Raw genomic sequence first — 25,256 nt, forward strand, 5'->3', positions numbered from 1 at the left:
GCGTTGGCCGAGCCCAGCTTCCCGGCGGCGCTGGCGGCTCTGTTGCACGTGCTGGAGCCCGAGAAAAACGCTCCCGGGTCGGCACCCGCAGCTTCGTCAGCCGTACAGACGGCGAACGAGGTCGGCGAGCGCTGGCGACTGTCGAACAAAGAACGCGAATTGACGGTCTGGCTGCTGGAACATTATGGTCGCTTGCGCCAAGCCGCCAATCAGCCCTGGTCGGCCGTCCAGCCGTTGCTCGTCGATCCTGGCGCAGCCGACCTCATTGCGCTGCACGAATCCGTGGAATCGGCTCGCGGCGGCTTGCACGCAGCGCAAGCGCGGGAGGATGCCGCGTTCTGCCGGCAGAAGCTCGCCCTGCCCAAGGCCGAACTCGACCCGCCCCCGCTTTTGACCGGGAATGACCTCTTGGCGCACGGCGTGCCGAAAGGCGTGATCTACAAACGGTTGCTGGCCGGCGTGCGCGCCGCCCAGCTCGATGGCAAGATCCGCACGCGCGACGAGGCGCTGGCGCTAGTCGATCGGCTTCTCCGCGATTCGCAATAGTTTGCAGCACCTTTACACCCGCCGATCGGCGACCTACGATCTAGCGCCGCAGGTGTTTCAAGGTTTTTGGCGTTCTTTGACCGGAGACGGGTCGCGTGGAAATCGATTTTCTTAGCGTGTTGTTCCGTTGGATGCACATTCTGCCGGCGATCATCGCCGTCGGTGCGACGGTCTTCATGCGCGTGGCCCTCGTGCCGGCGCTAGGAGAATTGCCCGACGCCGAGCGACAGCGGTTTCACGAGGCGATTCGCGCGCGGTGGTCGAAATGGGTCATGGGCTGCATCACCTTTCTGCTGATTTCCGGCTTCTATAACTTCTTCACGCTGAATGCCAAGTATCAATTTCCGAAGCTCTATCATCCGCTGTTCGGCATCAAGGTGCTGTTGGCGCTCGCCATCTTCGCCATCGCCAGCATCCTGGCGGGCCGGTCGAGCACCGCGCAGCGCGTGCGGAAAAACCCGAAACCGCTCTTGAACCTGAACATTGCCCTGGCCGTGCTGTTGGTGTGCATCTCGGGCGTGATGCGGAATATCACGATGAACTCGCCGCTGAAGGCGAGCACTACACCAGCCGCCGCCGCGGCACCCGAGCAACCGTAACCCGCAGCGCCGATTGATTGACGCTTTCCCTGACCGGCAAGGAACGAGCCGACGACGATGGACAAAAAGGCCAAGAAACGCATCGACCTGTTGAACACGCGTCTGCAAAAGCTGCGCTTGCAATTGGCCGGCGCGAAGAAGCAGATGGACGAACCGGCCGAAGTCGCGCGGCTGGAAAAAGAGCTGGCCGAGGTCACGGCCGAGCTGGAAAAGCTCAAGAAGGCCTAGCGGCCAATGGCCGTTCCAAGCCGCGACCTGGTGCGTGTAGCCGTTGTATTTGTAGGGTGCTCTGCGAGCACCAATCGGTCGTTAATTCTTGGTGCGCGCAGCGCACCCTGCTAACTGACGAGTACGGCATTCGTAGGGTGCTCTGCGAGCGCCTGAATCGCTAAGTAAGCCCTGGTGCCGTGGCGCACAAATAAACCGGCGGTGAATGCACAGCGCCATCCACCGCCGGCTCGCACGGAGAATATCGTTACATCGCCGCCAGCGGCCGGCGGCGCACTCGCCATGGACCGCGGGCGGAAGCCGCCTTTACGACTTAGCGGTACACGGCGGCTTCGTCGCGCCCGTCGCCGTCGAAGTCACCGACGACGGGCGAGGAATCTGGCCCGCCGAACGTGAATTCCGTGATCCGCAGTTCGCCATCGCCGTCGGTGGCGATCGACCAGTTGCCGTCGCGATAGATGCCGATCTCGTCGCTGCCGTCACCGTTAAAGTCACCGGCGAAGGGACGATCGCCCGGCTGGCCGAAGTCCTTCTCCAAGTCGGCTTCGGTGATCTGCCCGTCGCCGTTTAAGTCGATCGTCCAGTGCCCGTCCTGAAAGAGGGCCACGGTGTCGATTCCGTCGCCGTTGAAATCGCCGGCAACCGCCTGGCCTCCGGCGGTGCCCAGGTTTTGCACGAACTCGACCGTGTCACTGCGGACAAAGCCCGCCGCGCCGCGCTTCAGCAATCGCGTTGGCCGCGCGGCGCTCGCATCTTCACTTTGGTTCGCGAGCGCGGCGTCGTTGTTGGCGTCCGGCAATCCGCTGTCAGCAACCGAGGCGTCAGCCGTGGCCTGCGGTCCGTAGACGCCGATATCGGCCTTGCCATCACCGTCCCAATCGCCCACCAGCGGTTGATCGCCGGCGCTTCCGAGCTGCGCCCACAAATCGTCCTGATCCCACGTGCCATTGCCGTTGAGATCGATGAACCACTGACCATCGCGAAAGATGCCAAACTCGGCGTCTCCGTCGCCGTCGAAATCGCCGGCGATCGGCTGCACGTTGTTGGCACCCGCTACGAGTGCGGCTGCGTCGTTGTGCTCGTCGCTCTGGGCTTCATCATCATTGCGCAAGGAGAATCGCGAACGATCGAGCTCGGGCAGTTTCTGCGAAAACGGATCGCTGACGCCGGCCGGCAACTGCGTGATCTGCCCCGTGGCCAGCTCCGGATCGCGCGGCGCGCCGCCGTTAATGACGCTTAAACGCACCGAATAAACCGGCGCCGCGTTTACGTCGCCCGTCGCATTCGGACCGGCGTCATTGGCCAGGCCTACCGCGCATAACCAAGGGCTAAGCAGGGCCGCGGACGCGGCCCACAGCAAAGTGCGATGCGCTGGCGGTGCGCTCGCGCGCAGCAGCGCCAAGGGATACGAACCCATGACAGTCTCTCCAGGTGCGATGTGACAATGATGCTCTGACAAGACATGGGGCCGCGTGATGCGGCGTTGCCGGGAACCCGGCAATCGAACTATAGTCCGAACCAAAACCGCAGGCGTCAAAATCTTCACGCAATTCGGAGTGTACCAGTTTTGCAGGCGCGGCCTAGCGTCGCGTGCACAACCGTCAGGGCGAGACGCGGCCTGGCGTTAAGCTGTGACGATTGCGCCACGCCTAACGCCATGAAGAGCGCAATAGATGCACGCTAGCGCGCCTTGAACTCGCGAAGGCGCGCTAGCGTGCGACGAGAAAAGGCCCGGCGCTCAACAGCGCCGGCACACGTTTACTTCGTGGTCGTAGCGGCGGGCGCCGCGGGCGCAGGCGCCGCAGCCGTGCCCACCGATTGGTGGTACACGCCCGGCTCGTCGATGCCGTCGCCGTTCCAGTCGCCCACCACGGCCACGTCGCCCGGCGCGCCAAGTTCGAACAGCTTGTCGCGGGCGTCGAGCACGCGGTCGTTGTTGGTGTCGACGTACCAGGTGCCGGCACGGTAGACGCCCAACTCGTCGATGCCGTCTCCGTTGAAGTCGCCGACGATCGGCTGATCGCCTTCGATGCCGTAGCGGAAATCGTGGTCCGTATCGGTCCACTTGCCGTCGCCGTTGCTGTCCAACAGCCAGCGGCCTTTATAGAACAGGCCGATCGTGTGTACGCCGGTGCCGTGCCAATCGCCGGTAACCGGAATATCGCCCGCCGTACCGTAGTGGAACACGTGATCGATGACGTCGGCGCGATAGTCCCCCTTCGCGGTGTGCTTCAGTGTGCGGAAGCCGAGGGCCGCTTCGTCGGTGCGCGGCGGCACGTTCTTCTTCGGTCCGAGCTTGGTGTTCTCCGGCGCCGGCAGACCGGGTTCGTGGCGGATGGCCGACGGGTCGCCGGGCCAGGCGCGGCCGAAGATGCCGATGTCGGTCTTGCCGTCACCGTCCCAGTCGCCGGTGACCGGCAGATCACCTTCGTGCCCCAGCTTGGCCCACAAGTCTCCCTGGTCCCATTGGCCGTTGTCATCGAGATCGATGAACCACTCGCCGCCGTAGAAGAAGCCGACGTCAGTGATGCCGTCGCCGTTGAAGTCGCCGGTGACGGGGATGCCGTTTCGCATACCGAAGCGGACAAAGCGCTTCACTCCTTCTTCCCCCTTTTCGCCATCGCCGAGCACCCATTCCGAGTTGTGAACGTCGTCCCCTTCCATGGAGAACGGATCGCTCCGCATGCTGATCATCGAGACTTGCGGGGCGGTGGCGTTCGTGCCGCGCGGCTCGCCGGCATCAATGACACTCAAGTGCCATGTGTTCCCGTACGCATAGCCACCGCCGTAGTACAGGCTCAACGGCTGCGTGATCGGGAACGATTGGATCACGGGGATGATAATGATCGGCGTGGGCGGATTGGCCATCGGCTGCAAGCTGGGAATCTGGAACTGCGAATTCGTGATGATGCCGAGCTTCGCTTGTTCGCAGAAGTCGTAGTCCGTGGCGTTGACATTCGAGCCGAGCGGGATGTTCGTGATCGTGTCCACGCCCGCCAAGGTGCCGCCGGCGCTCCCTACGCTGTCGCCGAACTCGGTGAAGCCCTGCGGCTGCACTTCATGCACCGTGTACGTGCCAGGATGCAGGCCCGAGAACTTGTACTGGCCGTTCTGATCGGTCACGGTCGTGCCGACGAGCTGGTTGTTCGAGTCGAACAATTGAATCGTGACACCGGCCAACAGTGGCTCGCCCGGCTCCCACACGCAGTCGCCGTTGAGATCGACGTGTACCATGCCCGAGATGCTCGCGGGGCCCTGCACGCAGAAGTCGTAGTCGGTGGCATTCACACCCGCACCCAGATTGATGCTGCCGATGGTGTCGATGCCGATCAATACGCCCCCGGCACTGCCGACGTTGTCGCCGAATTCGAAGTACCCGGGCGGCGCCACCTCGTGTACGGTGTACGTTCCGGCGCGGAGGCCCGTGAACTTGTACTGACCGTTCTGATCGGTCACCGTGGTGGCCACGACCTGGTTGTCTGAATTGAGCAATTGAATCGTGACGCCCGCCAACAGCGGCTCGCCCGGCTCGTACACGCAGTCGCCGTTGAGATCGACGTGTACCATGCCGGCGATTGTGGCGGGCGGCTGCACGCAGAAATCGTAATCCGTCGCGTCGACGCCGGAGCCGAGCGTGACGTTGCCGATCGTGTCGATCCCTTCCAGCGTGCCGCCCACACTGCCGACGGTATCGCCGAACTCGAAGTAGCCGTTGGGCTGAACTTCATGCACGGTATACGTTCCCGGCTTGAGACCTGAGAACTTGTACATGCCGTTCTCGTCGGTCGTCGTCGTACCGACGACCTGGTTCTGGGCGTTGAGCAGTTGCACGGTGACGCCGGCCAACAGCGGCTCGCCCGGCTCGTACACGCAGTCGCCGTTGAGATCGACGTGGATCATGCCCGAGATGCTGGCCGGCGCCTGCACGCAGAAATCGTAATCCGTAGCATTCACGGCCGAACCGAGCGTGACGTTGGCAATGGTGTCTAGCCCTTGCAGCGTGCCGCCGGCTGAACCGACGCTATCGCCGAACTCGAAGTAACCGTTGGGCTGAACTTCGTGAACGGTATACGTCCCCGGCTTCAGACCCGAGAACTTGTACATACCATTTTCATCGGTGGTCGTGGTGCCGACGACCTGGTTCTGGGCGTTGAGCAGTTGCACGGTCACGCCGGCCAACAACGGTTCGCCCGGCTCGTACACGCAGTCGCCGTTCAGATCGACGTGGATCATGCCCGAGATGCTGGCCGGCGCTTCGACGCAGAAGTCGTAATCCGTGGCGTTGGTGCCCGAGCCCAGCGTGGCGTTGACGATCGTGTCCAGGCCTTGCAATTGACCGCCGGCCGAACCGACCGAATCGCCGAATTCGAAGTAACCCGCCGGCTGCACTTCATGCACTGAATAGACGCCCGGCTTGAGGCCCGAAAATTTGTACTCGCCGTTCTGATCGGTGACCGTCGTGCCCACGACCTGGTTGTTCGAATCGAGCAGTTGAATCGTGACGCCGGCCAGTAGCGGCTCGCCCGGCTGGTAGACGCAATCGCCATTGAGATCGACGTGTACCATGCCGGCGATGCTAGCCGGAGCTTGCACGCAGAAATTGTAATCCGTGGCGTCCTGCCCCGAGCCGGGCGTGGCTCCGACGATCGTATCCAGACCTTGCAGCGTGCCGCCGGCGGTGCCGACGGTGTCGCCGAATTCAAAGTAGCCGGCCGGCTGCACTTCGTGCACCGTGTACGAAGCGAACGGCGCCAATCCGGAGAACTTGTATTGACCGTTCTGGTCGGTGGTCGTGGTGGCGATGACCTGGTTGTTCGAATCGAGCAACTGGATCGTGACGCCGGCCAACAGCGGCTCGCCCGGCTCGTAGATGCAGTCGCCATTCATGTCGACGTGTACCATGCCCGAGATCGAGGCCGGCAGCAGTTCGCCGAAGTTGTAGTTCTGGGCGTTGGTGCCATCGGTGATCGTGATGTTCGTGATACCGTCAGGCGGGGCCAGCGTTCCGCCGACCGAGCCGACGGTGTTTTTGCCTTCGAGGTATCCGGCCGGCTGCGTCTCCTCGACGGTATAGTTGCCATACATCAGATTGTTGAACTGATAGAAGCCGTTGGCATCGGTCGTGGTCGTGGCGACGAGGTTGAGATTCGAATCGAACAACTGCACGGTCGTGTTGGGAATGCCCGGCTCGCCGGTTTCCTTCTGGCCGTTGTTGTTCGGGTCGTAGTAGACAAAGCCGCTGATCTTGCCGGGCAGCGCCTCGGAGAAATCGTTCTGAATGCTGTTGTCGCCACCCTGCAGGACGACGCTGCTGATCGTATTGGGATCGGTCACAGTGCCGTCGGTGACGCCGTTGAGCGTGCCGGCCGACGCGCCGACGCTAAAGTACCCGCTCGGCTGCGTTTCGCGCACCTGGTACTGGCCGGGCTGCAAGTTGTCGAACTTGTACGCGCCGTTGGCGTCGGTCGTGGTCGTCAGGCCGGTGCTGACGTATTCCTCGCCATTCCATTGAAACAGCGTCAGCGAAACGTCGGGGATGCCGGGGTCGCCGGCCTCCTGAATGTTGTCGAGGTTGTGATCCTCGTAGACAACGCCGCTTAAGCTGCTGGGCAGCACGATCTGCGGGCCGCTGGCCAAGGCCCCGGCCGTGAGCACTGACGAAGGCGTGGGATTCGGCGGATCGTAATTGTCCGAGGGCAGGGTCAGGCCACTGCCGGCAAACTTCGGATCGTAGGCGTCGACGAACGTGTCGCTGCTGGTCAAATCGTAGTAGTGCGGCGCTTCGAAGGTGGCCGTCACGTGTGAGCCGGCGAATTCGGCGCCTTCGACGACGGCGCTGGCCGGCGGCGTGAGCCCCATTTCATCGACGTCGATCGTGAAGACCAACGTCTTGCCTGTAGTAAAGCCCGAGAAGGTGAGATCGAGCGTCTGGCCCCCATTCTGTACGGTGACGCTGGTGATCGTGATGCCGTCGCTCGAGACGACCTGGAACGGGTGAAAGCCATATACGCCCGGCCCACCGGCGGCGGTGTTGAAGAACGGGTCACCGTTGGTGAGTCCGTCGCCGGCCTTGTCGGTATTGATCACCAGGTGCGTGAGCTGCGTGCCGGCGGCGCCGCCATCGAACTGGACCTGGAAGGTGTTGGGGATGTTGTCTTCGCCGCTAGCTGGGTCGTAATAGACGACGCCCAGGTTGACGTCGGCGGCCATCAGGCGGCGCTCTTCCATCTCTTCGATGCGGCAGCGATGGTACAAGGTGTTGCCGCGCGAGCGCAGCGAGGCCGTCAATTCGGCGGTGGAACGGCGGCGGGCAAAGCGAAAGACATTGCTGAAAAAGCCCACGATCAACCTCCTTGCGAGCGTGGAACGGACGAGCGCATGAATTGTGTCGCGTTCTGCGAAAGCTACCGCGTCGTCCGTGTGCGGTTTTCTTCGACGACCTTTCCGTCCGTGGCGAGCGGGGTCCACAGACGCACGGAAGTGTCGAATCCTGCCGAGATGAGAATGCCTGTCTCGGCTCGATAGTCGAGAGAGGTAACGCTGCCCGTATGCCCCAATAAGCGGGACTCTTCCTTGCCCGACTTCAGATCCCAGATGCGAATCGTATTGTCGCTGGCACCGGTGACCAGCTTGTCGGGCGTCAGATACTCCAGGGCGTGGATTTTTCCCGGCCGGCTGGGGATCGACAGCAACTCGGCGCCAGTTTCGGGGTTCCACAGCCGCAGAAAGCGGTCGTCTCCGCCCGAGGCCAGTTGACTGCCGTCCAGGGAGAAGCCCAGCGCATGGACGCGCTGGCGATGAGCGACGATGTCGCGCACGACGGCTCCGCTTTGATAATTCCAGACGCGCACACGGCCGTCGCGCCCGGCGGCGGCGAACAGTTTGCCGTCGGGCGAGAACGCCGTCGCGCGAATGTCGGCGCATGGGCCTACCAGTTCACGGATCGCGGCGCCAGAGAATCCGTTGTAAAGACGGACTTTGTCGTCGAAGCCGGCCGCGGCCAGCACCTTGCCGTCAGCGCTGAAGGAGAGGCAATAAATCACCTGCGACGGGCCGGGCAAGGTCTGCCGTAGCTTGCCGGTCGCGGCGTCCCAGTAGAGAACGTGATGGTCGTCGCCGGCCGAGGCGATGATTTGCCCCTGCGGATTGTAAGCGACCGTGCGCACCCAGTCCGAGTGACCACGCAGCTCGCGCACGAGCGCGCCGTCTTCGAGATTCCAGATCCGCACGACGTGATCGTCACCGCCGGTGGCGAACGCCTGGCCATCGGGACTGAGGCTCACCGCCGAAAGCACGGGCGGGCCAGCGGCGCCGGCCGAGGCGCGCATGGGCATGACCCGCGCCGACTGCATCTCGGCCGCCGGCGCGAACCGTGCATGGCCGGCGAGCAAAAGCGCCACGAGCGAAATTCGTAGAGCCAATCGATCAACGCGAACCACGTCACCCTCCTCGGCCTCGCGCCCTTTGAGAATGCGTCCTCGCTAAGACGCTCCCCGATGACTGCCGGCGTAGCGGCCGCATGGGTCCCCTACGTGTTCCTATCGGTTCAAACGGAGGTCTTGCGCCAATCGAAGAAGACACCCGGCGAAGGCGCCTGTTAAACTTTGCCGGTCCGGAAAAAAGTGCGGCCGCAAAGAAGAGAAATTGCCCGCGAGCGCGAAACGGAGCGGAGAATTCCGGGCCTCAAAGAGTCCATGCTACGGACGTGGCCGAGTTCGCAGGGTGCCCTGCGGGCACCAAAAAATGAACGAGGATTCTGGTGCCCGCAGGGCACCCTACCAGATGCAGCGAGATATCGGCAACGGCTTACCGCTTTTCCAGCGGCACGAACTCGCGTTTGGTCGGGCCGGTGTAGATTTGCCGCGGCCGGCAGATCTTCTTACCCGGCGAGGCGTGCATTTCCATCCAGTGCGCGATCCAGCCAGGCAAGCGCCCGATCGCAAATAGCACCGTGAACATCTGCACCGGAATGCCCATCGCACGGTAGATGATGCCGGAATAGAAATCGACGTTCGGGTATAGCTTGCGCTCGATGAAATACGGGTCCGACAGCGCGGCCGTTTCCAAGTGCCGGGCGATTTCAAAGATCGAGCCCTGGATCTTTGTTTTCGCCAGCAGCCGGTCGCACACGCTCTTGATGATCGTGGCCCGCGGGTCGTAATTCTTGTACACCCGATGGCCGAAGCCCATCAGCCGGAAGCCGCTGTTCTTGTCCTTGGCCATTTCCACGTAGCGGGCCACGTCGCCGCCGCCGGCGCGGATTTGCTCGAGCATTTCGATGCACGCCTGATTCGCACCGCCGTGCAACGGTCCCCACAACGCGCAGATGCCGGCCGAGATCGACGCGAACAGATTGGCATTGCTCGAGCCCACCATGCGCACCGTGGACGTGCTGCAGTTCTGTTCGTGATCGGCATGCACGATCAACAGCAGGTTCAAGGCCTCGACGAAATCGGGGTCGAGCTGGTACGGCTCGCTGGGCACCGCGAACATCATCCGCAGAAAGTTCTCGCAGTACCCCAGATCGTTCATCGGATAGACAAACGGCTGCCCGATCGATTTCTTGTAGCTGAAGGCGGCGATCGTCGGCAGCTTCGCCATCAGCCGGTAAACCGAAATCTCCACCTGGGCTGGGTCGCGCGGATCGAGCGAGTCCTGGTAGAACGTCGACAGCGCCCCCACCACCGAGCTGAGGATCGCCATCGGGTGCGCGTCGCGCGGGAAGCCGTTGTAGAACGACTTCATATCCTCGTGCAGCATCGTGTGCCGCCGCAGGTTATTGCGAAACGTCTCGAGCTGCTCGGCGTTCGGCAATTCGCCGTAGATCAGCAGGTAACTGGTTTCGAGAAACCGGCATTCCTTGGCGAGCACCTCGATGGGGTAGCCGCGATAACGCAGCACCCCTTTTTCGCCGTTCAAGAAAGTGATGGCGCTGGTCGTGGCTCCGGTGTTGACGTATCCCTCGTCCAGCGTGATGAATCCGCTTTCGGCGCGCAGATGGCTGATGTCGATCGCTTTTTCCTGCTCCGTCCCTTCCACGATGGGAACGTCGACTTCGACGTCACCCAGGAGCAGTTTCGCCGTCTTCGAGGGGGCGGCGTTTTGATTGGCGACCGAACTCATTGTCAACACTCCGTGGCCGGTAGGCGATCTTGGCGGGGGAGCACGCAGTTTACCGGTGCTGCAGTCATTCTACAAATCGCCGCCGCCAGTATTCATCCTGCTAATAGAAGCAGGGCAAATAGCGACGGGACATTTTGCCGGAACGAACTAATCGCTCGTGTTCTCGCCGGCGCGAAGCAGCATGTCGCTATAAGATTCCGCGATGAGGTCACCCGATTCGAGACCGAACCGTGCCGAAAGTTCGCGCACGAGCGGCTCGCCTTCGGCGTCGTGTGCCTGGGATTCCAACACCGCTTCGAATTCCACAAAAGCGCCCAGCCGATCTACTTCGTCGATGTGGATGCGCACGTTCTTGTAGAGCGACAACTCGCGCACTTTCTTCACAACGATCAGCACGCCCAGCGCTGCCGACAGCGCTTGGTGAAGCTGCCCGGCATCCGTTACAGGCACGAGATGATACCGGCTAAGGCGCGGCGCGTGTTCGTTGGCCCGGCTATAAGCGATCAACTCCGCCGAGCCGCCCGCGAACTGCCGCAACTTCAGCCGACCGCGCGGGCAGCGGTAATACGTGTCGGTTTGCCGCAAAACTTGCGGTGGGCCGCCCGAGAGCTCGACCGCCAGTCGCCGCGCGCCGCCAGGATCGCGCAGCCGGGCTTTCAATTCGACGTTGCGGCGTACCGCCGACGCCTGCAGAGCATCCATCGCCGCCACCCGATCCGTGCGGAAGGTTCCAGAAACCGCTCGATGCCAGAATAGCGAATCAACGATTCGCCGGGCAGGGTGCCGGGGCCTGGCCCGAGATTCCAGGCCCTACCTGAGATAAGGGTTCGGCGGGGTGGCTTTTGCCGACGGCGGCGTGCGCGGGCGCATGGTCGTGTTGGTGCGCGCAGGGGACGTGCCGGCCTGCTGCTCAGGAGAAGCAGCCCCCGCCTTCGAATCGCCCGTGGCCTCGTCATCGTAAATGGTCCAGATCGGGATCTGGTCGCGCAGCTTCGCCACGTATTCGTGCAACTTTTCCTTGTCCTTTTCGGTGTGCGCGATCTTGAGCTTTTCCTTGATCTCGCTCTGCACTTCGGTGAACGCCTGCCGGCCCGCCTCGGTCCGCTCGATGACACGGATGATCGACATCGTGGGGCTGCGTCCGTCGTCCAGAATCTGGCTCATCCGTCCGACCGGCAATGTAAAGATCGCCCGATCGAGCATGTCCGACGCCAGGCTCCCTTCGCTCGTCCAATCGTACTGCCCGCCGACCGCAGCCGTGGGACCTTGCGAGTGAGCACGGGCAACGTCGGCGAAATTCGCGCCGCGCAGAACCGCATTCCCCATCTCGCCGAGCGCTTGCCAGGCCGCCATTCGATTGGGAAAGTTCGGCGTACGGACGCGCAATTCCTCCCAACGCGCCTTGGCAGGAAAGGAAAAGTCTTCGATATGCTGGAGGTAGTAGGCCAGCATGTCTTCGTGCGTGGTCTCGTGTTTCGTCTTCGTCTGCTGCTGGATCCAGCCGAACGCCAACTGTTGTTCGACAAAGGCCTGCTTGTCGCGCTCGATGGAAGTACCATGCTCGCGCAATTTCGCCTCCAGGGCGCCGCGCGTTTGCAGGTTCAGGAGCTTGAGCTTCCGCTTTACCTCAGTCTTTTCATACTCGTCGCCCAGGCCCTCCACGATTTTTGGATAGCTTTCTTCTGGAACTTTCCTCTGGGCGTCGACCAGGGCGAGCTTGACCTCGACCAGATGATTCAAACGCTCGCGCATCAGCTTGTCGCGAACTTTTTCCACTTGCTGCGGCGGAATCTTGCTGGCGTAGGTCTCGATGATCTCGTTGACGTGCCCCTTCACCTCGGCTTCCTGGATCACTTCGGTGCCGACGCGGGCGATCACGCGCGCGCCATCCAGGTCGAGATCGTCGAACTCGAGCGATCGCTCCCCTTCGGTCCACTTCGGATCGCGCGGGCCGGTGGCTGCGCCGGCCCCGGGGCCGATCGCCCCAGGCGCGGTATTGGCGGCCGCCGAGGGGAGCCCGTTCGCCGCTGCCCGGTTCGCGGGGATGCCGCCAGGTACGGCCGTGCCTGGCCGACCCAGCTGTGCGTTTTGCGGTGGGAGAGGCGCTTGCTGCACGGGCGCGCCCCCCGGCCATCCGGCCGGCCGCGTCGGCGTTCCGACATCCGCCGGCGGGCCCGGCATGAGTTGCATGTTGGGGTTCAATCGCGGGTTTTGGGCGCTGGATTGCCCCATCATCATCATTTGTTGCTGTGGCGAGTACGGATCGGCCGGATCCTGGCCGTGCGCGAGAGGCGTTCCAGATAGCGCTCCCAGAAAGCCGATCGCGCAGATCGCCACCGCTGCCGGCCGGGACAAGCCCCTGCCGGCCTCCCACCTCATCGCATTTTGGCGAAAGCTACGTGGCAATCGAGGTACGCTGTTTCCGACGGCTTGGCGCACGCGTCGCCCGCCAAGGGCGACATTCCGCGCCACTAGAAGGGAGAAAACCGCAACGACTGACGAGAAACGAGACGTGTAACACGCGCGCCGGTCTCAGAAACCCGCGCGGGCGGGGATTCTAGTGCAGACGTTACTCCGCCCGCAACAGCGATTTAATGACCGCATGAATCGAATCGGGGTTGGTAAGATCCTTACGTATCGGCAGATACGCGCTGCGGCCGTCCACGACGCGCAGCCGGGATTTCGGTCGCTTTGCTAGCTGTGCGATCAGGTTCGCATTGCGGTAACGCAACACGATGAACCCCTCCTCCATATGAATCGATTCGAGCGACCACCGCTGGGCCAGAATCCGCACCTCGACCAGTGATAGCAAGCGCTGCATCTGGTCAGGAATCGGGCCGAAGCGATCCGCCAGCTCAGACGTCAGATCGGCCAGCTCTTCCGGCGTGCCGATCCGCCCCAACCGGCGATACAGGTCGATCTTGAAGCGCATGTCGGGCACATAACGGCGCGGAATGTAGGCTTCGCCCGGCAGGTCCACGTGTACGTCGACGATTTTTCGGGCGGGCATTTTCTTCAGTTGTCGCACCGCCTGCTCCAAAAGCTCGCAATACAATTCATAGCCGACGGCCGAAATGTGCCCGCTCTGCTCGGTGCCGAGGATGTTGCCAGCGCCGCGGATTTCGAGATCGCGCATGGCGATGGCAAAGCCGGCCCCCATGTCCGAAAACTCCTCGATCGCGTGCAGCCGCTTGGCGGCGTTGGGCGAAAGCGACTTGTTCGGGTCCAAAAGCAGGTAGCAATAAGCCCGATGCTTGTACCGGCCGACGCGGCCGCGCAACTGGTGCAAGTCGGCGAGGCCATACTGGTCGGCCTGGTCGATGAACATCGTGTTGGCATTCGGTATGTCGAGGCCGCTTTCGATGATCGTCGTCGCCAGCAGCATGTCGAACTTGTGATCGACGAAATCGAGCATCACCTCTTCCAGTTCACCCTCGGCCATCTGGCCGTGGCCGATGCCGATGCGGGCCTCGGGCACAATCTGCCGCAGGCGCGTTGCCAGGTTCTCGATGTCGTGTACCCGGTTGTGAACGAAGAACATCTGTCCGCCGCGGTTCAGCTCGCGCAGCACCGCATGGCGAATCAACTCGGCGTTCGAGCGGGCCACGCGGGTCTCGATCGCCAGCCGATCGGCCGGCGGCGTTTCCAGGTTCGAGATATCGCGCAGCCCCAGCAGTGACATGTGCAACGTGCGCGGGATCGGCGTGGCCGTCATCGTCAACACGTCGACGATCGTGCGCAGCGCCTTGAGTCGCTCCTTGACGTCGACGCCGAAGCGCTGTTCTTCGTCGATGACGAGCAGGCCCAGATTTTCAAAGCGAATGTCCGCTTGCGCCAGGCGGTGCGTGCCGATCACGATATCCACCGAACCGTCGGCCAGGCCCGCGATGATTTCACGTTCTTCCTTGGGCGAGCAAAACCGGCTGAGCACGCGGATCTTGAATGGAAACTCGGCCATCCGCGCGCGAAAAGTGCGGCCATGCTGTTCGGCCAATACCGTAGTCGGCACCAGCACGGCCACCTGGTAACCGGCATCCACGGTTTTGAACGCCGCCCGCATGGCCAGCTCGGTCTTGCCGTAGCCGACGTCGCCGCAGATCAAACGATCCAGCGGCCGCGGCGCGCGCATGTCGGCCTTGATCGCGGCAATGGCCGTGAGCTGGTCGGGCGTTTCGGTGTAAGGGAACGAGGCGTCGAACTCCTTTTGCCATTCCGAATCGTCGGGAAACGTGATGCCCGGCTGCGACGCGCGGCGCGCCTGCAGGTCGAGCATGTCGCTGGCCAGGTCGATCACGGCGCGCTGGGCCGCCTCTTTCTGCCGCAGCCAGGTGCGCCCACCAATATGGGCCAAGGTCGGCCGGCTTTTCGCACCGCCCACGTACTTTTGCACGAGGTCGATTTTCGACGTGGGGACGTAGATCTTCGTGCCGCCATGAAATTCGATTTCCAGGTGCTCTTCGGCCTGATCCTCCTTCTCCAGGAGCTTCAGCCCCAAGTACCGGCCGATGCCGTGCGACAGGTGAACGACGTAATCTCCCTCGCGCAGTTCGAGAAAGCTGTCGATCACCCGCCCCAGGCGGCGCCGGCTGGGGCGTGTCAGGTCGGCGCGATGGAACAGCTCGTTGCCGCTCACCAGCGCGATCGCGTCCGTGACCAGCCGAAATCCTTCGCGCAGGTGACCCAGCGGAAAGTGCAATCGCCCGGCGCGCATCAGTTGCGTCTCGGCAAAGACATCCGACAAACGGCGCGCCTCGGCCTCGGTCTGGCAGACGACGTACACTTCCTGCCCGGCGCCGACCGCATCCAGCTCGTTACGCACCTTGGCGATGTCGCCGCTGAAGCGTTCGACCGATTCGATCTTTAAATGGCACGTCGTTTCCAGCGAAGAAGCGGCAATGCTGGCCGCCGTGACCGAAGGGAAGCGGTACACCTCCTTCAGCACTTCGTTGACGGCGTGAAAATCCTGCGGGCGATCGACGCGCGTCAAGTAATGTCGTCCCTCTTGCTCCAGTTCGGCCGGCTCCAGAAGCACGAACCAGCTCTCGTGCGGTAAATAAGCGGTGAAATGTTCGTGATCGACGTTCGTGCGATCGAGAATCGTCACGTCCACGGCATCGAGCGCCGCCAGGCTGCGCTGGCTGGCTACTTCGAAGCGGCGGATCGATTCCACTTCGTCGCCGAAGAATTCGATCCGCACCGGTTCGTACCAGTCGGGCGCGAAGATGTCGAGAATGCCGCCACGCGTCGAGAACTCGCCCGGCAGCTCGACGGCACTCGTGTTGTGAAACCCCTGCTCCGCCAGCCAGCGGGCAAGCGATTCGACTTCGACCGTATCGCCGACGCGGATGCTGCGCGTCTGTCCGGCCAGTTTCGTGCGCGCAGGAACCGGCTGGATCAGCGCTTGAATGCTGGTGACGATCACCCGCGGCGCCGCGGCGGCATCCTTGGCGGCGAGCAATTGCTTGAGCAAACGCAGCCGGTCGCCGTACACCTCGTCGTGGATCAACTGCTCGGTGTTCATCGACTCCCAGGCGGGGAATCGCGCGGCTTCGAGCGGTGCGAAGAGCGACAGATCGTCGAGAAAATCGTCGATGTCGCCGGGGTGAGCACACACCACGACCAGCGGCCCCGCGGCCTGCCCGGCCAGCGTGGCCGCGACCAGCGCGCAGCTCGACCCCCAGACTCCGTCGAGCGTGGCCCCATGGCCAGCCCTCAGGCTGGCCACCACGTCGGCAAAGCCAGTTGCCGCCTCCAGGCGCCCGGTCAGGTTCGGCAGCCGGCCGGGCGCGGCAGTCTCCGTCGCTGCGTCTGTCATACTCCGCAGGGATTTTAGGGCTGCCGACGGTTTTCGGCAAAGTCGGTAGAGGAGCTGCGAGTAATCCGTAGTCGGTAGTCGGTAATCAGTAATCAGTAGTCGGTAGTCGGTAGTCGGTAGTCGGTGGTTGGTGATTTGTCGTGAATCGCTGCCCCCGCATCTCATTTAGCCGCCAAGCTCGCCCGGCGCTCCCGAAACCAAAAGGCGTCCGCCAGACCCTGGTCGACTGCGGCTATAATGCGATTTTCTTCCGGCGACCGCCTTGGACGCGCGCCTTGCCGCATGTCACTGATCATCGACGGCTATAACTTGATGCACGCCGCCGGGATTGTGGGTCGCGGCGCGGGGCCGGGCTTCCTAGAGCGGTCGCGCCTGGCCGTCTTGAACTTCGTCGTCGAATCCCTCGAGCCGCGCGTGCTGGCGACCACGACCGTCGTGTTCGACGCCCGGCAAGCGCCCCCCGGCCTGCCGCGAGAGTTAGTCCATCGCGGCGTCAAAGTCCATTTTGCGTCGGGCTACGACAGCGCCGACGAATTGATCGAAGAGTTGATCGGTCGCAACTCGTCCCCGCGCCGACTAACCGTCGTATCGAGCGATCACCGTTTGCACCGCGCGGCCCGCCGCCGCAAGGCCCAGGCCATCGACAGCGATCGCTGGTACGAGCAGACACTGGCCGAGCGCAGCAAGCGCCAGCGCGCGGCAAAAACAAAGACGCCAAAACCGCCCACGCCACTGGCCACGAGCGAGGTGGAATACTGGCTGGCCCAATTCGGCGACGAGCCCAAAGCGCAACCCCGGCCGCCGCGCGGTGCGGACGGTAACGATTCTTCGGCCGAGAAAAGCCTCGATCCGTCGATCGAAATCTTTCCGCAGGAATATCTCGATTCGATCGACGAGAATGATCTCGGGAAATAGGGCTTTTGGGCCATTGCCGTCGCGTTCGAAACGTCGGACTATTGAAGACGGCAGTTTCGTCACACATTGTTTACAACCATCGGTTGCTAGCATGCCCTTCGCCGCGCGGATCATTCTCGCCTGTGTGTTCGTTGTCGTTCTGATTGCGGCTACCATCCGTTTGTACCGGCGGCGGAAAAAGCAAGTCTCAAAGATTGTTTCATTAGTCGCGCTATTGCGCGAACCCATGACCTTTGATCCGGCGGTCCTCGCACATCTTGCGAGCAAGGTTTGGAACGCAGACCTGGGCGACGGCACGCGCGAAGGCGAGGATGGACACGTGATGAGCACGGACATCGTGACCGTGATCCGGCACGGTAATCAGATGTACCTGCTCAATTGCTTCCCGCGCCCTTACGTCGACGACGTCGAGGCGGCATCGCAAGATCTCTTGGATCTGCGCATCCGCGAGTTGTTCGTAGAACATCAAGCATGGATATCGATCGACGCGCTGGGCGTGGATGACAAGAAGAGCGAAAACCAGATTTCCTACTGGTACCGGCAAATCGGGGGGCTATTGGCGGAACTGCTCGACGACAATTGCCTGCTGATTTTCGTGCCTGAATCGGGCCTCGCCTACGCAATCAATGACGAGACGGAGAAAGCCTTGAGGTCGGACAATCCGCGACAGGCATTGAGAGACACGATGTTGGCGCCGATGTTTTCGATCCCTGCCGACGATCCCGAAATGCAACAGGCAGTCGTGACCGCTCGGGAAACCTGGCCGCAGTTTGTCGCCGCTTTCGAAGCGAGATCGGGAGAGAATCATTCGGTCAAAGCCCCCATTAGTTACGCGGACAATACCGAGTTTATCTGGCTCGAAGTAACGGCCATCGAAGGCGATCTGATTTTCGGCACGCTCGGAAATGACCCGGCAAATCTTGGCCCTCTCAAGGTCGGGGCGAAAGTGAGTGTTCCACTGTCTGAACTCAATGACTGGTGCTACATCGACACCCAGGGGGAAATGCAAGGCGGATTTACGGTTGCGGTCTTCCGGGAAGTAATGCGCCGGCGGCAGAAATCATGATTATGATAGAGGGGTAATTTCCCCCCCTCTGATTTCTGATAATACGCCCAATGCGATCTACCTCGTGGATTGTTCCGTTCTGCTATTTGCTCCTTACCGCAACCTTCTCCCGCGCCGCCGAAGCGCCTACCGCCTTCGTCGGCGCGAAAATCATTCCGATCGCCGGCGATGAGATTCCCTCCGGCACGCTCGTGATCGCCGACGGCAAGATCCTGGCCGTCGGCCCGAGTGACAGCGTAACCATTCCCGCCGGCGCCAAGCAGGTCGACGCCAAGGGGCGCGTGATCATGCCCGGTCTCGTCTGCACGCACAGCCACATCGGCGGTATCGGCGGCGCCGATGGCAGCGGCCCCATCCAGCCCGGTGTGCGCATCCTCGATTCGCTGAACATTCTCGATTCAGGCTATAAGCGCGCCCTGGCCGGTGGCCTGACGACGCTGAATGTCATGCCCGGCTCGGGCCATCTGATCAGCGGCCAGACGATCTATCTCAAGCTGCGGTTCGGCGCGAAGAAGCCCGACAAGATCGACGACCTGTTCATTCTCGACGCCGCAGGAAAGCCGACCGGCGGGCTGAAGATGGCGAACGGTACCAACTCGATGCGGGCCACGCCATTTCCCGGCACGCGCGGCAAGAGCGCCTTCCTGGTGCGCGATCAATACATCAAAGCCCGCGAATACCAGTACAAAATCGACCAGGCCAAGGGCGATCCCGAGAAGCTGCCGCCGCGAGATCTGAATCTCGAAGCCCTGGTAGAAGCGATGCAAGGCAAACGCGTCGTGCATCATCATACGCACCGCCACGACGACATCATGACCGTCTTGCGGTTGTCGCAAGAGTTCGGCTTTCGCGTCGTGCTGCACCACGTCAGCGAGGGGTACAAAGTGGCCGACGAGATCGCCAAGGCCAAGGCGCCCTGCTCGGTGATCCTGATCGATTCGCCCGGCGGCAAGCTCGAAGCCCGCGATATGCAGATGTCGAATGCCGGCGTCCTGGAGCGGGCCGGCGTGCGGGTCGCCTTCCATACCGACGATTGGATTACCGATTCGCGCGTTTTCCGCCGCATGGCCGCGCTGGGCGTGCGAGCCGGCATGTCGCGCAAAGCCGCGCTCGAAGCCCTGACGATCGCCGGCGCCGAGATGCTCGACCTACAGGACCGCATCGGTTCGCTGGCTGCCGGCAAAGATGCCGATTTCGCGATCTTCGACGGCGATCCCTTGAGCGTTTATTCGCACGTGCTCGAAACCTGGGTCGAAGGGCAGAAAGTCTTTGACCGGACCGACCCGCAGGATCACCTCTACGCCGTCGGCGGCTACGGCGCCGCGCACGACCAGTCGCCGTATTACTGCTGCTTCGATCACCTGCTGAAGGCCAACCAGCAATGATGATTCTTGAACGCTTGAAAACGCCCGCCTCGTTGATCGCGGCAGCTTGCGCCATTGCGGTGTCGAGTCTGGCGACGAGTGCGCCCGCCCAGGTCGCGGTGCGCGGCAAAACGATCTACACCATGGCGGGCCGACCGATCGAGGACGGCATCGTCGTGGTGAAAGATGGCAAGATCGTGACGATCGGTAAAGCGTCGGACGTGAAAGTCCCCGACGGCTTCCGCGTACTCGAAGCAGCCGTCGTCACGCCCGGCCTGATCGATGCCCACGCCACGGTCGGCTTCTCAGGATTGCTCAATCAGCCCGGCGACCAGGATCAGTTCGAGCATTCGGCGCCGATCCAGCCCGAGCTGCGCGCCGTCGACGCCTACAACGCGCGCGACGAGCTGGTCGAATGGCTGCGCGGCTTCGGCATCACCACGGTTCACACCGGCCACGCGCCGGGCGAGCTCATGTCGGGCCAGACTCTGATCGTGAAGACCGTCGGCAATACGGTAGGCGATTCCCTCCTGCGCGATGCCTATGCCGTGGCCGCCACGCTTTCGACGATCGCCGAAAAGAGCGAAGGCAAATCGCCCGGCACGCGCGGCAAGATGATGGCCATGCTTCGCAGCGAGCTGATCAAAGCCAGGGAATATCGCGAGAAGGTGCGCAAGGCCGCCAAGCCGGCCGATGCCAAGCCCGGCGAAGCAGCAAAGGATGCCAAGACGCCCGAGCCACCGGCGCGCGACCTGCGCTATGAAACCCTCTCGCAAGTTCTCGACGGCAAGCTGCGGCTGCTGATCACCGCCGATCGCGTGCAAGACATTCAAAGCGCGCTGCGGCTGGGTAAAGAATTCGACATCAAGATCCTTCTTGATAGCGGGGCCGAAGCTTATTTGGCCATCGACGATATCAAGGCGGCCGGCGTGCCCGTTGTCGTTCATCCTTCGATGGCCCGCGCCACCGAGGATAAGGAGAACCTGAGCTTCGAGACCGCGGCCAAGCTGGTGGCGGCCGGCATCCCGGTCGCTTTGCAGAGCGGTTACGAGGCTTACGTTCCCAAGACGCGCGTGGTGCTTTTTGAAGCCGCACTCACAGCTGCCAACGGGCTGTCTCAGGAACAGGCCCTGTCCACGATCACGATTGACGCGGCCAAAATCCTGGGCATCGCCGATCGCGTCGGCTCGCTCGAAGTCGGCAAAGACGGCGATCTGGCTCTCTACGACGGTGACCCGCTGGAGTACACGACCCACTGCGTGGGCACGGTCATCGGCGGGCAGGTGGTGAGCGACAAGCCGCGGTGAAGCTCTGCAGCGAACAGCTTGCCCGTACATCACAAAGAAAAAGGAGGTTCAATGCCTACGCTCGCGTGAGCATGGAACTTGTAAAGAGGCCGTCACGATCGCTTCTTGTGGGGCAGGCGTCCCGCCTGCCGACTTCCGGCGTTCGGGTGAACGGCTGAAATGATCGGAAAACCCGCAGGCGAGACGCCTGCACCACAATAGTCGCACTCTGAATATTCACCCGATCATGCATCGCACTTCGAACGTGGCCATGGCTGCCGAACTTCCGCATTGAAGGTGTGACCGATACTTCAATCGCGCGGGTGCGATTCGTTGCGTTCCGCCATCACGACGCCGTCATTTTCCAAGCCCGAGTAGGCCGCCGGCAGCAGGCCCAACCAGGGGTCGCTACTGGGTGTGAGGAAAAGCTCGGCATATACGCGCTCGTTTAGCGCTTCGAGCGCGCCGACGCGGCCGCTTACGAACCAGTCATGAACCTGCCGGTGCAGTAGATACTCATTCCGCACAGTGTCGATGGCGATCGTTCCCTGCAGTTCTCGCACCAAACGCACGAGCGGACTTTCTGTCTGCGTTTTCGTCACCGCGACGCGTCCCGCCACCGCCGCCACGGGATTGCGGTTGGCGATCAGGTTCCGGCTCGCCAGGTCGAGCTGACACTCGTCTTCGTGCAGCTTGGCAATCCGTTGCCAAACCAGGTCGCTTGTCGCTTCGGTTGGTAGCGGAACGCCTGCTTCGCCCTTGGACGCGACGCCCAAGCTTGATAAATCACTCTGCCAGGAACGCAGCAGTGCCCTGCTCTGCCGCGCATGGTATTCGGCCACCACCCTCCCCCCGTGCGAGCCCGAGGCCATCGCGGTGTGGGCCAATTCATCGGCCTGTTCGAGCGCCTTGATGAAGGCTTGCGGACCATAAAGCCCGGGCAGGGCATCGAGCGGCTGACCGTCCGGCGTCAGCACGTAGTGCACGCTGTTGCCGGCGACCGTGCGAATCAGCTTGCGGCCATCGCCGAAGTCGATCGTCACCACGGGCACCGGCCGTTCTGTTTGCCAGTGCAAGACAAAACGATCTCGCAACAGTTCGCTCACCTTACGATTCGCATAAAGCGTCGAGCGGAAGAACCGGCTATTGGCACAGCTGTATTCGTCGGTCAGTTTGCCGAGCAAGCGAAGCGATAGGATTGGTTTACCGGCCTTCTTCGCCGCCCCTTCGGCCTGGGCCAGGTCGGTGTACCAGAACAACCGACTGGCGTGGCAATCGCGCTGCGCGCTGACCTGATCGAGCGCCCGGCGAATGCGCAGCGAGGCGGGGCTGGCGCGTTCCGTCATTTCGTCTGGTTCCTTCAACACCTTCTCGATCGCCGCGGCGTGCACGGTGAACAGCGCCTCGAGCCCGGCCGGGCCGTGTGCCCGCAATTTGGAGATAGCTGCCTCGGACGTTGGTGTGTCGGCAGAAACGGCACACGTCGCCAGCGTCTCTAAATCAGCCGCCGACGCACCAACTGAACCGGTTCCAAGGAACGCCAGCACGACGACAAAAGTCCGCAGGCAATTACTGCGCATGGCGAATTCTCCTTCCCGAGGGTGAGACGCTTTGGTGGCCCCGTGCGTCTTAGACGACCGCGGCGCGGATTTAGTTCCGCAAGAAAGAGAAGAACGCCACGGTCGATCGCCATCGCATCGCGCGGCCGTAAGATTACGTCCTCGTTAAGTCGCGGTAAGACCGCTGAATAGACTCGGCTGCGAAGTTGGCGTGCACAAACTGCGCTCGCTCGCTATGGCTGCTTCGGCGACGCATCCACCGCCCGCCCGATGCCGAATTGATCCCCTGCCCGCACCGGCCGATCTCCCGCGAAATCGATCTCGACCATCTTCTCGCTCTGCACGTCACGGGCCATCTCGTCCTTGAGCGTAGCGACGATCCGTCGGCTCTGTGGGTCGATAACTTCGCCGGTCGATGGGTAAGCGTAATCGCCGCGGACGGAGAACGTCACCCAGCCCGGCTCTCCGCGCAGCTTGACGCTGGCGACTTGCTTGGGCGGCATCTGCGTGGAATCAAAAACGTGAACGCGCTCGTTGAACGCATCGACGACCCACAGTTGCTTTTCATCGGGAGTGAGGCCGATGCCATGACTGGGGCAGCCATGTCGCTTGACCGGTCCGCGCTCGAAACCCTCGACCGTGACCTTGTGCAACTGCTTGCCGGTCGTCAGGTCGCCGACCTCGAAGCCCAGCAATTCGTTGACGTTGACGAAACAATACCGCTGCCGGGAATCGATCGTGAACGGCCGGATCGCGGCGCTGAATGGTCCGACCGTGCGAGCAATCTTGTGTGTGCTGGTGTCGGCGATCGTCAGCAGCGGCGATTTCAGGCCGGCTAGATACGCCTCGCGCCCATCGGGTCCGTAAATCGTGTTGTGCGAGCCAGAATTCGGCACCACTTTCGCGACGACTTCACCGCTGGCAGCATTGATGACATGCCAGGCCGGCCCTTCGAGCATGGGCATGTATATCGTTGTTCCATCGGGCGCGAGCGCCATCCGGTCGCAGCCCCCCTCGTACTGCTTTTCCCACAGCAGTTTGTCGGTCGTCAGGTCGAGGCACATCAGTTGCTTGATCGTGCTGATGTACACGCGCCCCGTTTCGGCGCAGGCGCAGATGCCCTTCACGTTCAGCGGTTTGCCGTCGGCGCTTGTGCCGGCCGTCTTGATGCGGCGCACGAACTTATGGCCGTCGTCGATGTCAAAGACCAAGAGGCCGTGCCCGCCATATTCCAAGTAATCGCGCACACCAGGCGCAGCCACATATAGAAGTCGGCGGACCGGCGGTTGATCGCCCTCCGCCGCTGCACAAACACTGTGGCCGACACCGATGAGCACGAGCGCCAGCCATAGGCATACCGATCGCGTCACAATAAAGGTCCGCGCCATGCATACTCCTGTCGTAACTTCCCGCCTTAGGAGAGGCGGCGATTTGTGACCCCTTCTCCCGCCGGAGAGGGCAGGGTGAGGGGTGAAACGATAACAACGAATCAGTTCACGAAACAAAAGGAAGTCCGACGCGATTCACCAAGGGATGACGTTCATCACGACGGAAACCCGTCTCGCCCCTCCCTGACAGGGCGGGGAATTCTTGAAGCTTCGATCACTACGGCTCCAACCCGGCCGGTACACCGTTGGGAAATTCCTTCTGGATCACGGTCTTGATGTACTGGATGCGGTTGGCCGGCTTGGGGTGCGTGCTGAGAAACTCCGGTGGCCCGCCGTCGCCCGATGCTTTGTCCAGAATCTGCATCACGCCGATCATGGCCCGCGGATCGTAGCCCGCCTCGGCGGCGAGCTTGACACCCCACTTGTCGGCTTCGGTTTCGGCGCCGCGCCCGTATTTCATGTTCACCAGTGCGCCGACCTGGGCCGCGATTTGCGCCGCGTTCCGATCGCCGCCGGCCATGCCCGCCGCGCCAGCCAGTCCTTGCGTGAGTTGCTGCTTGGCGAGTTGCTGCGCGCCGTGCCGCGACAGGACGTGGCCGATCTCGTGGCCGAGCACGCCGGCCAATTGCCCTTCGGTTTCCAGCAGCTTGTACAGACCGGTGGTGATGAACACCTGTCCGCCCGGTAGGGCAAACGCGTTGACGGTCTTCGGGTCGTTCAGCAAATGGAACTTGAAAGGGTACGGATTCTCGCGGTGCTGCTCACGAAGCGACTTGTTCAAGGCTGCCAGAATCCGCTCGCCCACGCGGTCGACGGTCGCCCGCGCGGCGGGGTTGGGGCTCAAGCCGCCGTGCTCCTGCTCCATCTGCGGCGCGGCTTGCAGGCCCATGGCGATCTCTTGATCTTCGCTCATCCCCACGCGCTGATGCTCGCCGGTGATCGGGTTCTCGGTCGTCATGCTGTAGAACGAGATGATCGACACCAGCGCGATCATGGCGGCCAGGATCAGCCGCATCTTCCAGTTCGCTCCGCCGCCCCCCATGGGTCCGTAGCCAAGCTCGCGGCGCTCGTCGTCGTAGGATGCGTAAGACACGGTCGGTTGCTCCCGATAATGATTGGTGTCGGGCCGCTGGCGCACGGCAGCACGAATCGTGGCACAATGCGAATCTTGTGCCTGCAGAGCCGGCAAGTTGCCCGCGCTACAGCCTAATCCTAGCCGCGCCTGCAAGCGAAGCCAGTAGACTGGCACGGATCGATGCGGTGCTCGGGTGTCATGCCGACGTTCGCCGCTGGCAGGCCGATCCGGCGAACAACTAAGAACGTGTTCTTCTGTGGTGCAGGCGTCTCGCCGGCAAATCTGGCTGCTC

General features: G+C 62.4%; 17 protein-coding genes. 7 read left to right on the forward strand and 10 right to left on the reverse strand.

What is annotated here, in order from left to right:
- From VHD36_17820 to VHD36_17830, 3 genes are all read left to right on the forward strand, one after another.
- The coding region (locus tag VHD36_17820; GenBank protein HVU89188.1) for a hypothetical protein at positions 1-546 on the forward strand (546 nt) is incomplete at its 5' end.
- Positions 547-641: 95 nt separating this feature from the next.
- Positions 642-1,145, forward strand: coding sequence for a hypothetical protein (locus VHD36_17825; protein HVU89189.1), 504 nt, complete (start codon positions 642-644; stop codon positions 1,143-1,145).
- A gap of 57 nt (positions 1,146-1,202) precedes the next feature.
- Positions 1,203-1,373, forward strand: coding sequence for a hypothetical protein (locus VHD36_17830; GenBank protein HVU89190.1), 171 nt, complete (start codon positions 1,203-1,205; stop codon positions 1,371-1,373).
- Between the two features lie 313 nt (positions 1,374-1,686).
- On the opposite strand, the gene VHD36_17835 is transcribed toward VHD36_17830, so the two are convergent.
- The 7 genes from VHD36_17835 to mfd form a co-directional block, all read right to left on the reverse strand.
- A complete protein-coding gene (locus VHD36_17835; GenBank protein ID HVU89191.1) occupies positions 1,687-2,790 on the reverse strand; it encodes a VCBS repeat-containing protein in 1,104 nt (367 codons plus the stop codon).
- A gap of 341 nt (positions 2,791-3,131) precedes the next feature.
- Positions 3,132-7,715 (reverse strand): SdrD B-like domain-containing protein, encoded by a 4,584-nt coding sequence (locus VHD36_17840; protein ID HVU89192.1) that lies wholly within the window; start codon positions 7,713-7,715, stop codon positions 3,132-3,134.
- Between the two features lie 62 nt (positions 7,716-7,777).
- On the reverse strand, positions 7,778-8,812 hold the full coding sequence (locus VHD36_17845; GenBank protein ID HVU89193.1) for a WD40 repeat domain-containing protein: 1,035 nt from the start codon (positions 8,810-8,812) through the stop codon (positions 7,778-7,780).
- A 367-nt stretch (positions 8,813-9,179) separates the two neighbouring features.
- Complete coding sequence (locus VHD36_17850) at positions 9,180-10,496, reverse strand: citrate synthase (GenBank protein HVU89194.1); 1,317 nt, start codon at positions 10,494-10,496, stop codon at positions 9,180-9,182.
- 147 nt (positions 10,497-10,643) lie between these two features.
- Positions 10,644-11,198, reverse strand: a complete 555-nt coding sequence (locus VHD36_17855; protein ID HVU89195.1) for a class IV adenylate cyclase — start codon at positions 11,196-11,198, stop codon at positions 10,644-10,646.
- A gap of 108 nt (positions 11,199-11,306) precedes the next feature.
- Positions 11,307-12,851 (reverse strand): peptidylprolyl isomerase, encoded by a 1,545-nt coding sequence (locus tag VHD36_17860; protein ID HVU89196.1) that lies wholly within the window; start codon positions 12,849-12,851, stop codon positions 11,307-11,309.
- A gap of 214 nt (positions 12,852-13,065) precedes the next feature.
- Entirely contained in the window at positions 13,066-16,311 is a 3,246-nt protein-coding gene (gene mfd / locus VHD36_17865; GenBank protein ID HVU89197.1) for a transcription-repair coupling factor, read from the reverse strand.
- Between the two features lie 282 nt (positions 16,312-16,593).
- On the opposite strand from mfd, the gene VHD36_17870 reads away from it, so the two are divergent.
- From VHD36_17870 to VHD36_17885, 4 genes are read left to right on the forward strand one after another with little or no spacing between them, the layout of a single operon-like run.
- The gene (locus VHD36_17870) at positions 16,594-17,226 is read left to right on the forward strand and encodes an NYN domain-containing protein (GenBank protein ID HVU89198.1); all 633 of its coding nucleotides are present in this window, start codon (positions 16,594-16,596) and stop codon (positions 17,224-17,226) included.
- Positions 17,210-18,292 (forward strand): DUF2314 domain-containing protein, encoded by a 1,083-nt coding sequence (locus VHD36_17875; GenBank protein HVU89199.1) that lies wholly within the window; start codon positions 17,210-17,212, stop codon positions 18,290-18,292. Before VHD36_17870 ends, VHD36_17875 begins: the two co-directional genes overlap by 17 nt.
- A 50-nt stretch (positions 18,293-18,342) precedes the next feature.
- The gene (locus tag VHD36_17880) at positions 18,343-19,677 is read left to right on the forward strand and encodes an amidohydrolase family protein (protein HVU89200.1); all 1,335 of its coding nucleotides are present in this window, start codon (positions 18,343-18,345) and stop codon (positions 19,675-19,677) included.
- On the forward strand, positions 19,674-20,963 hold the full coding sequence (locus VHD36_17885; protein HVU89201.1) for an amidohydrolase family protein: 1,290 nt from the start codon (positions 19,674-19,676) through the stop codon (positions 20,961-20,963). Before VHD36_17880 ends, VHD36_17885 begins: the two co-directional genes overlap by 4 nt.
- Before the next feature lie 290 nt (positions 20,964-21,253).
- Here the strand turns inward: VHD36_17885 and VHD36_17890 are convergent, their stop codons facing one another.
- The 3 genes from VHD36_17890 to VHD36_17900 form a co-directional block, all read right to left on the reverse strand.
- A complete protein-coding gene (locus tag VHD36_17890) occupies positions 21,254-22,522 on the reverse strand; it encodes a hypothetical protein (GenBank protein ID HVU89202.1) in 1,269 nt (422 codons plus the stop codon).
- A 212-nt stretch (positions 22,523-22,734) separates the two neighbouring features.
- Positions 22,735-23,889, reverse strand: coding sequence for a hypothetical protein (locus VHD36_17895; protein ID HVU89203.1), 1,155 nt, complete (start codon positions 23,887-23,889; stop codon positions 22,735-22,737).
- A gap of 217 nt (positions 23,890-24,106) precedes the next feature.
- Entirely contained in the window at positions 24,107-24,982 is an 876-nt protein-coding gene (locus tag VHD36_17900; GenBank protein ID HVU89204.1) for a M48 family metallopeptidase, read from the reverse strand.
- Between the last annotated feature and the right edge of the window lie 274 nt (positions 24,983-25,256).

The organism is Pirellulales bacterium, from assembly GCA_035546535.1.
Lineage (GTDB): Bacteria > Planctomycetota > Planctomycetia > Pirellulales > JACPPG01 > JACPPG01.

Coding starts and splice junctions, on each gene's coding strand:
- VHD36_17830 (HVU89190.1), top strand. CDS start 1,203: ATGGACAAAAAGGCCAAGAAACGCATCGACCTGTTGAACACGCGTCTG.
- VHD36_17835 (HVU89191.1), bottom strand. CDS start 2,790: ATGGGTTCGTATCCCTTGGCGCTGCTGCGCGCGAGCGCACCGCCAGCG.
- VHD36_17850 (HVU89194.1), bottom strand. CDS start 10,496: ATGAGTTCGGTCGCCAATCAAAACGCCGCCCCCTCGAAGACGGCGAAA.
- VHD36_17855 (HVU89195.1), bottom strand. CDS start 11,198: ATGGATGCTCTGCAGGCGTCGGCGGTACGCCGCAACGTCGAATTGAAA.
- mfd (HVU89197.1), bottom strand. CDS start 16,311: ATGACAGACGCAGCGACGGAGACTGCCGCGCCCGGCCGGCTGCCGAAC.
- VHD36_17870 (HVU89198.1), top strand. CDS start 16,594: ATGTCACTGATCATCGACGGCTATAACTTGATGCACGCCGCCGGGATT.
- VHD36_17875 (HVU89199.1), top strand. CDS start 17,210: ATGATCTCGGGAAATAGGGCTTTTGGGCCATTGCCGTCGCGTTCGAAA.
- VHD36_17880 (HVU89200.1), top strand. CDS start 18,343: ATGCGATCTACCTCGTGGATTGTTCCGTTCTGCTATTTGCTCCTTACC.
- VHD36_17885 (HVU89201.1), top strand. CDS start 19,674: ATGATGATTCTTGAACGCTTGAAAACGCCCGCCTCGTTGATCGCGGCA.
- VHD36_17890 (HVU89202.1), bottom strand. CDS start 22,522: ATGCGCAGTAATTGCCTGCGGACTTTTGTCGTCGTGCTGGCGTTCCTT.
- VHD36_17895 (HVU89203.1), bottom strand. CDS start 23,889: ATGGCGCGGACCTTTATTGTGACGCGATCGGTATGCCTATGGCTGGCG.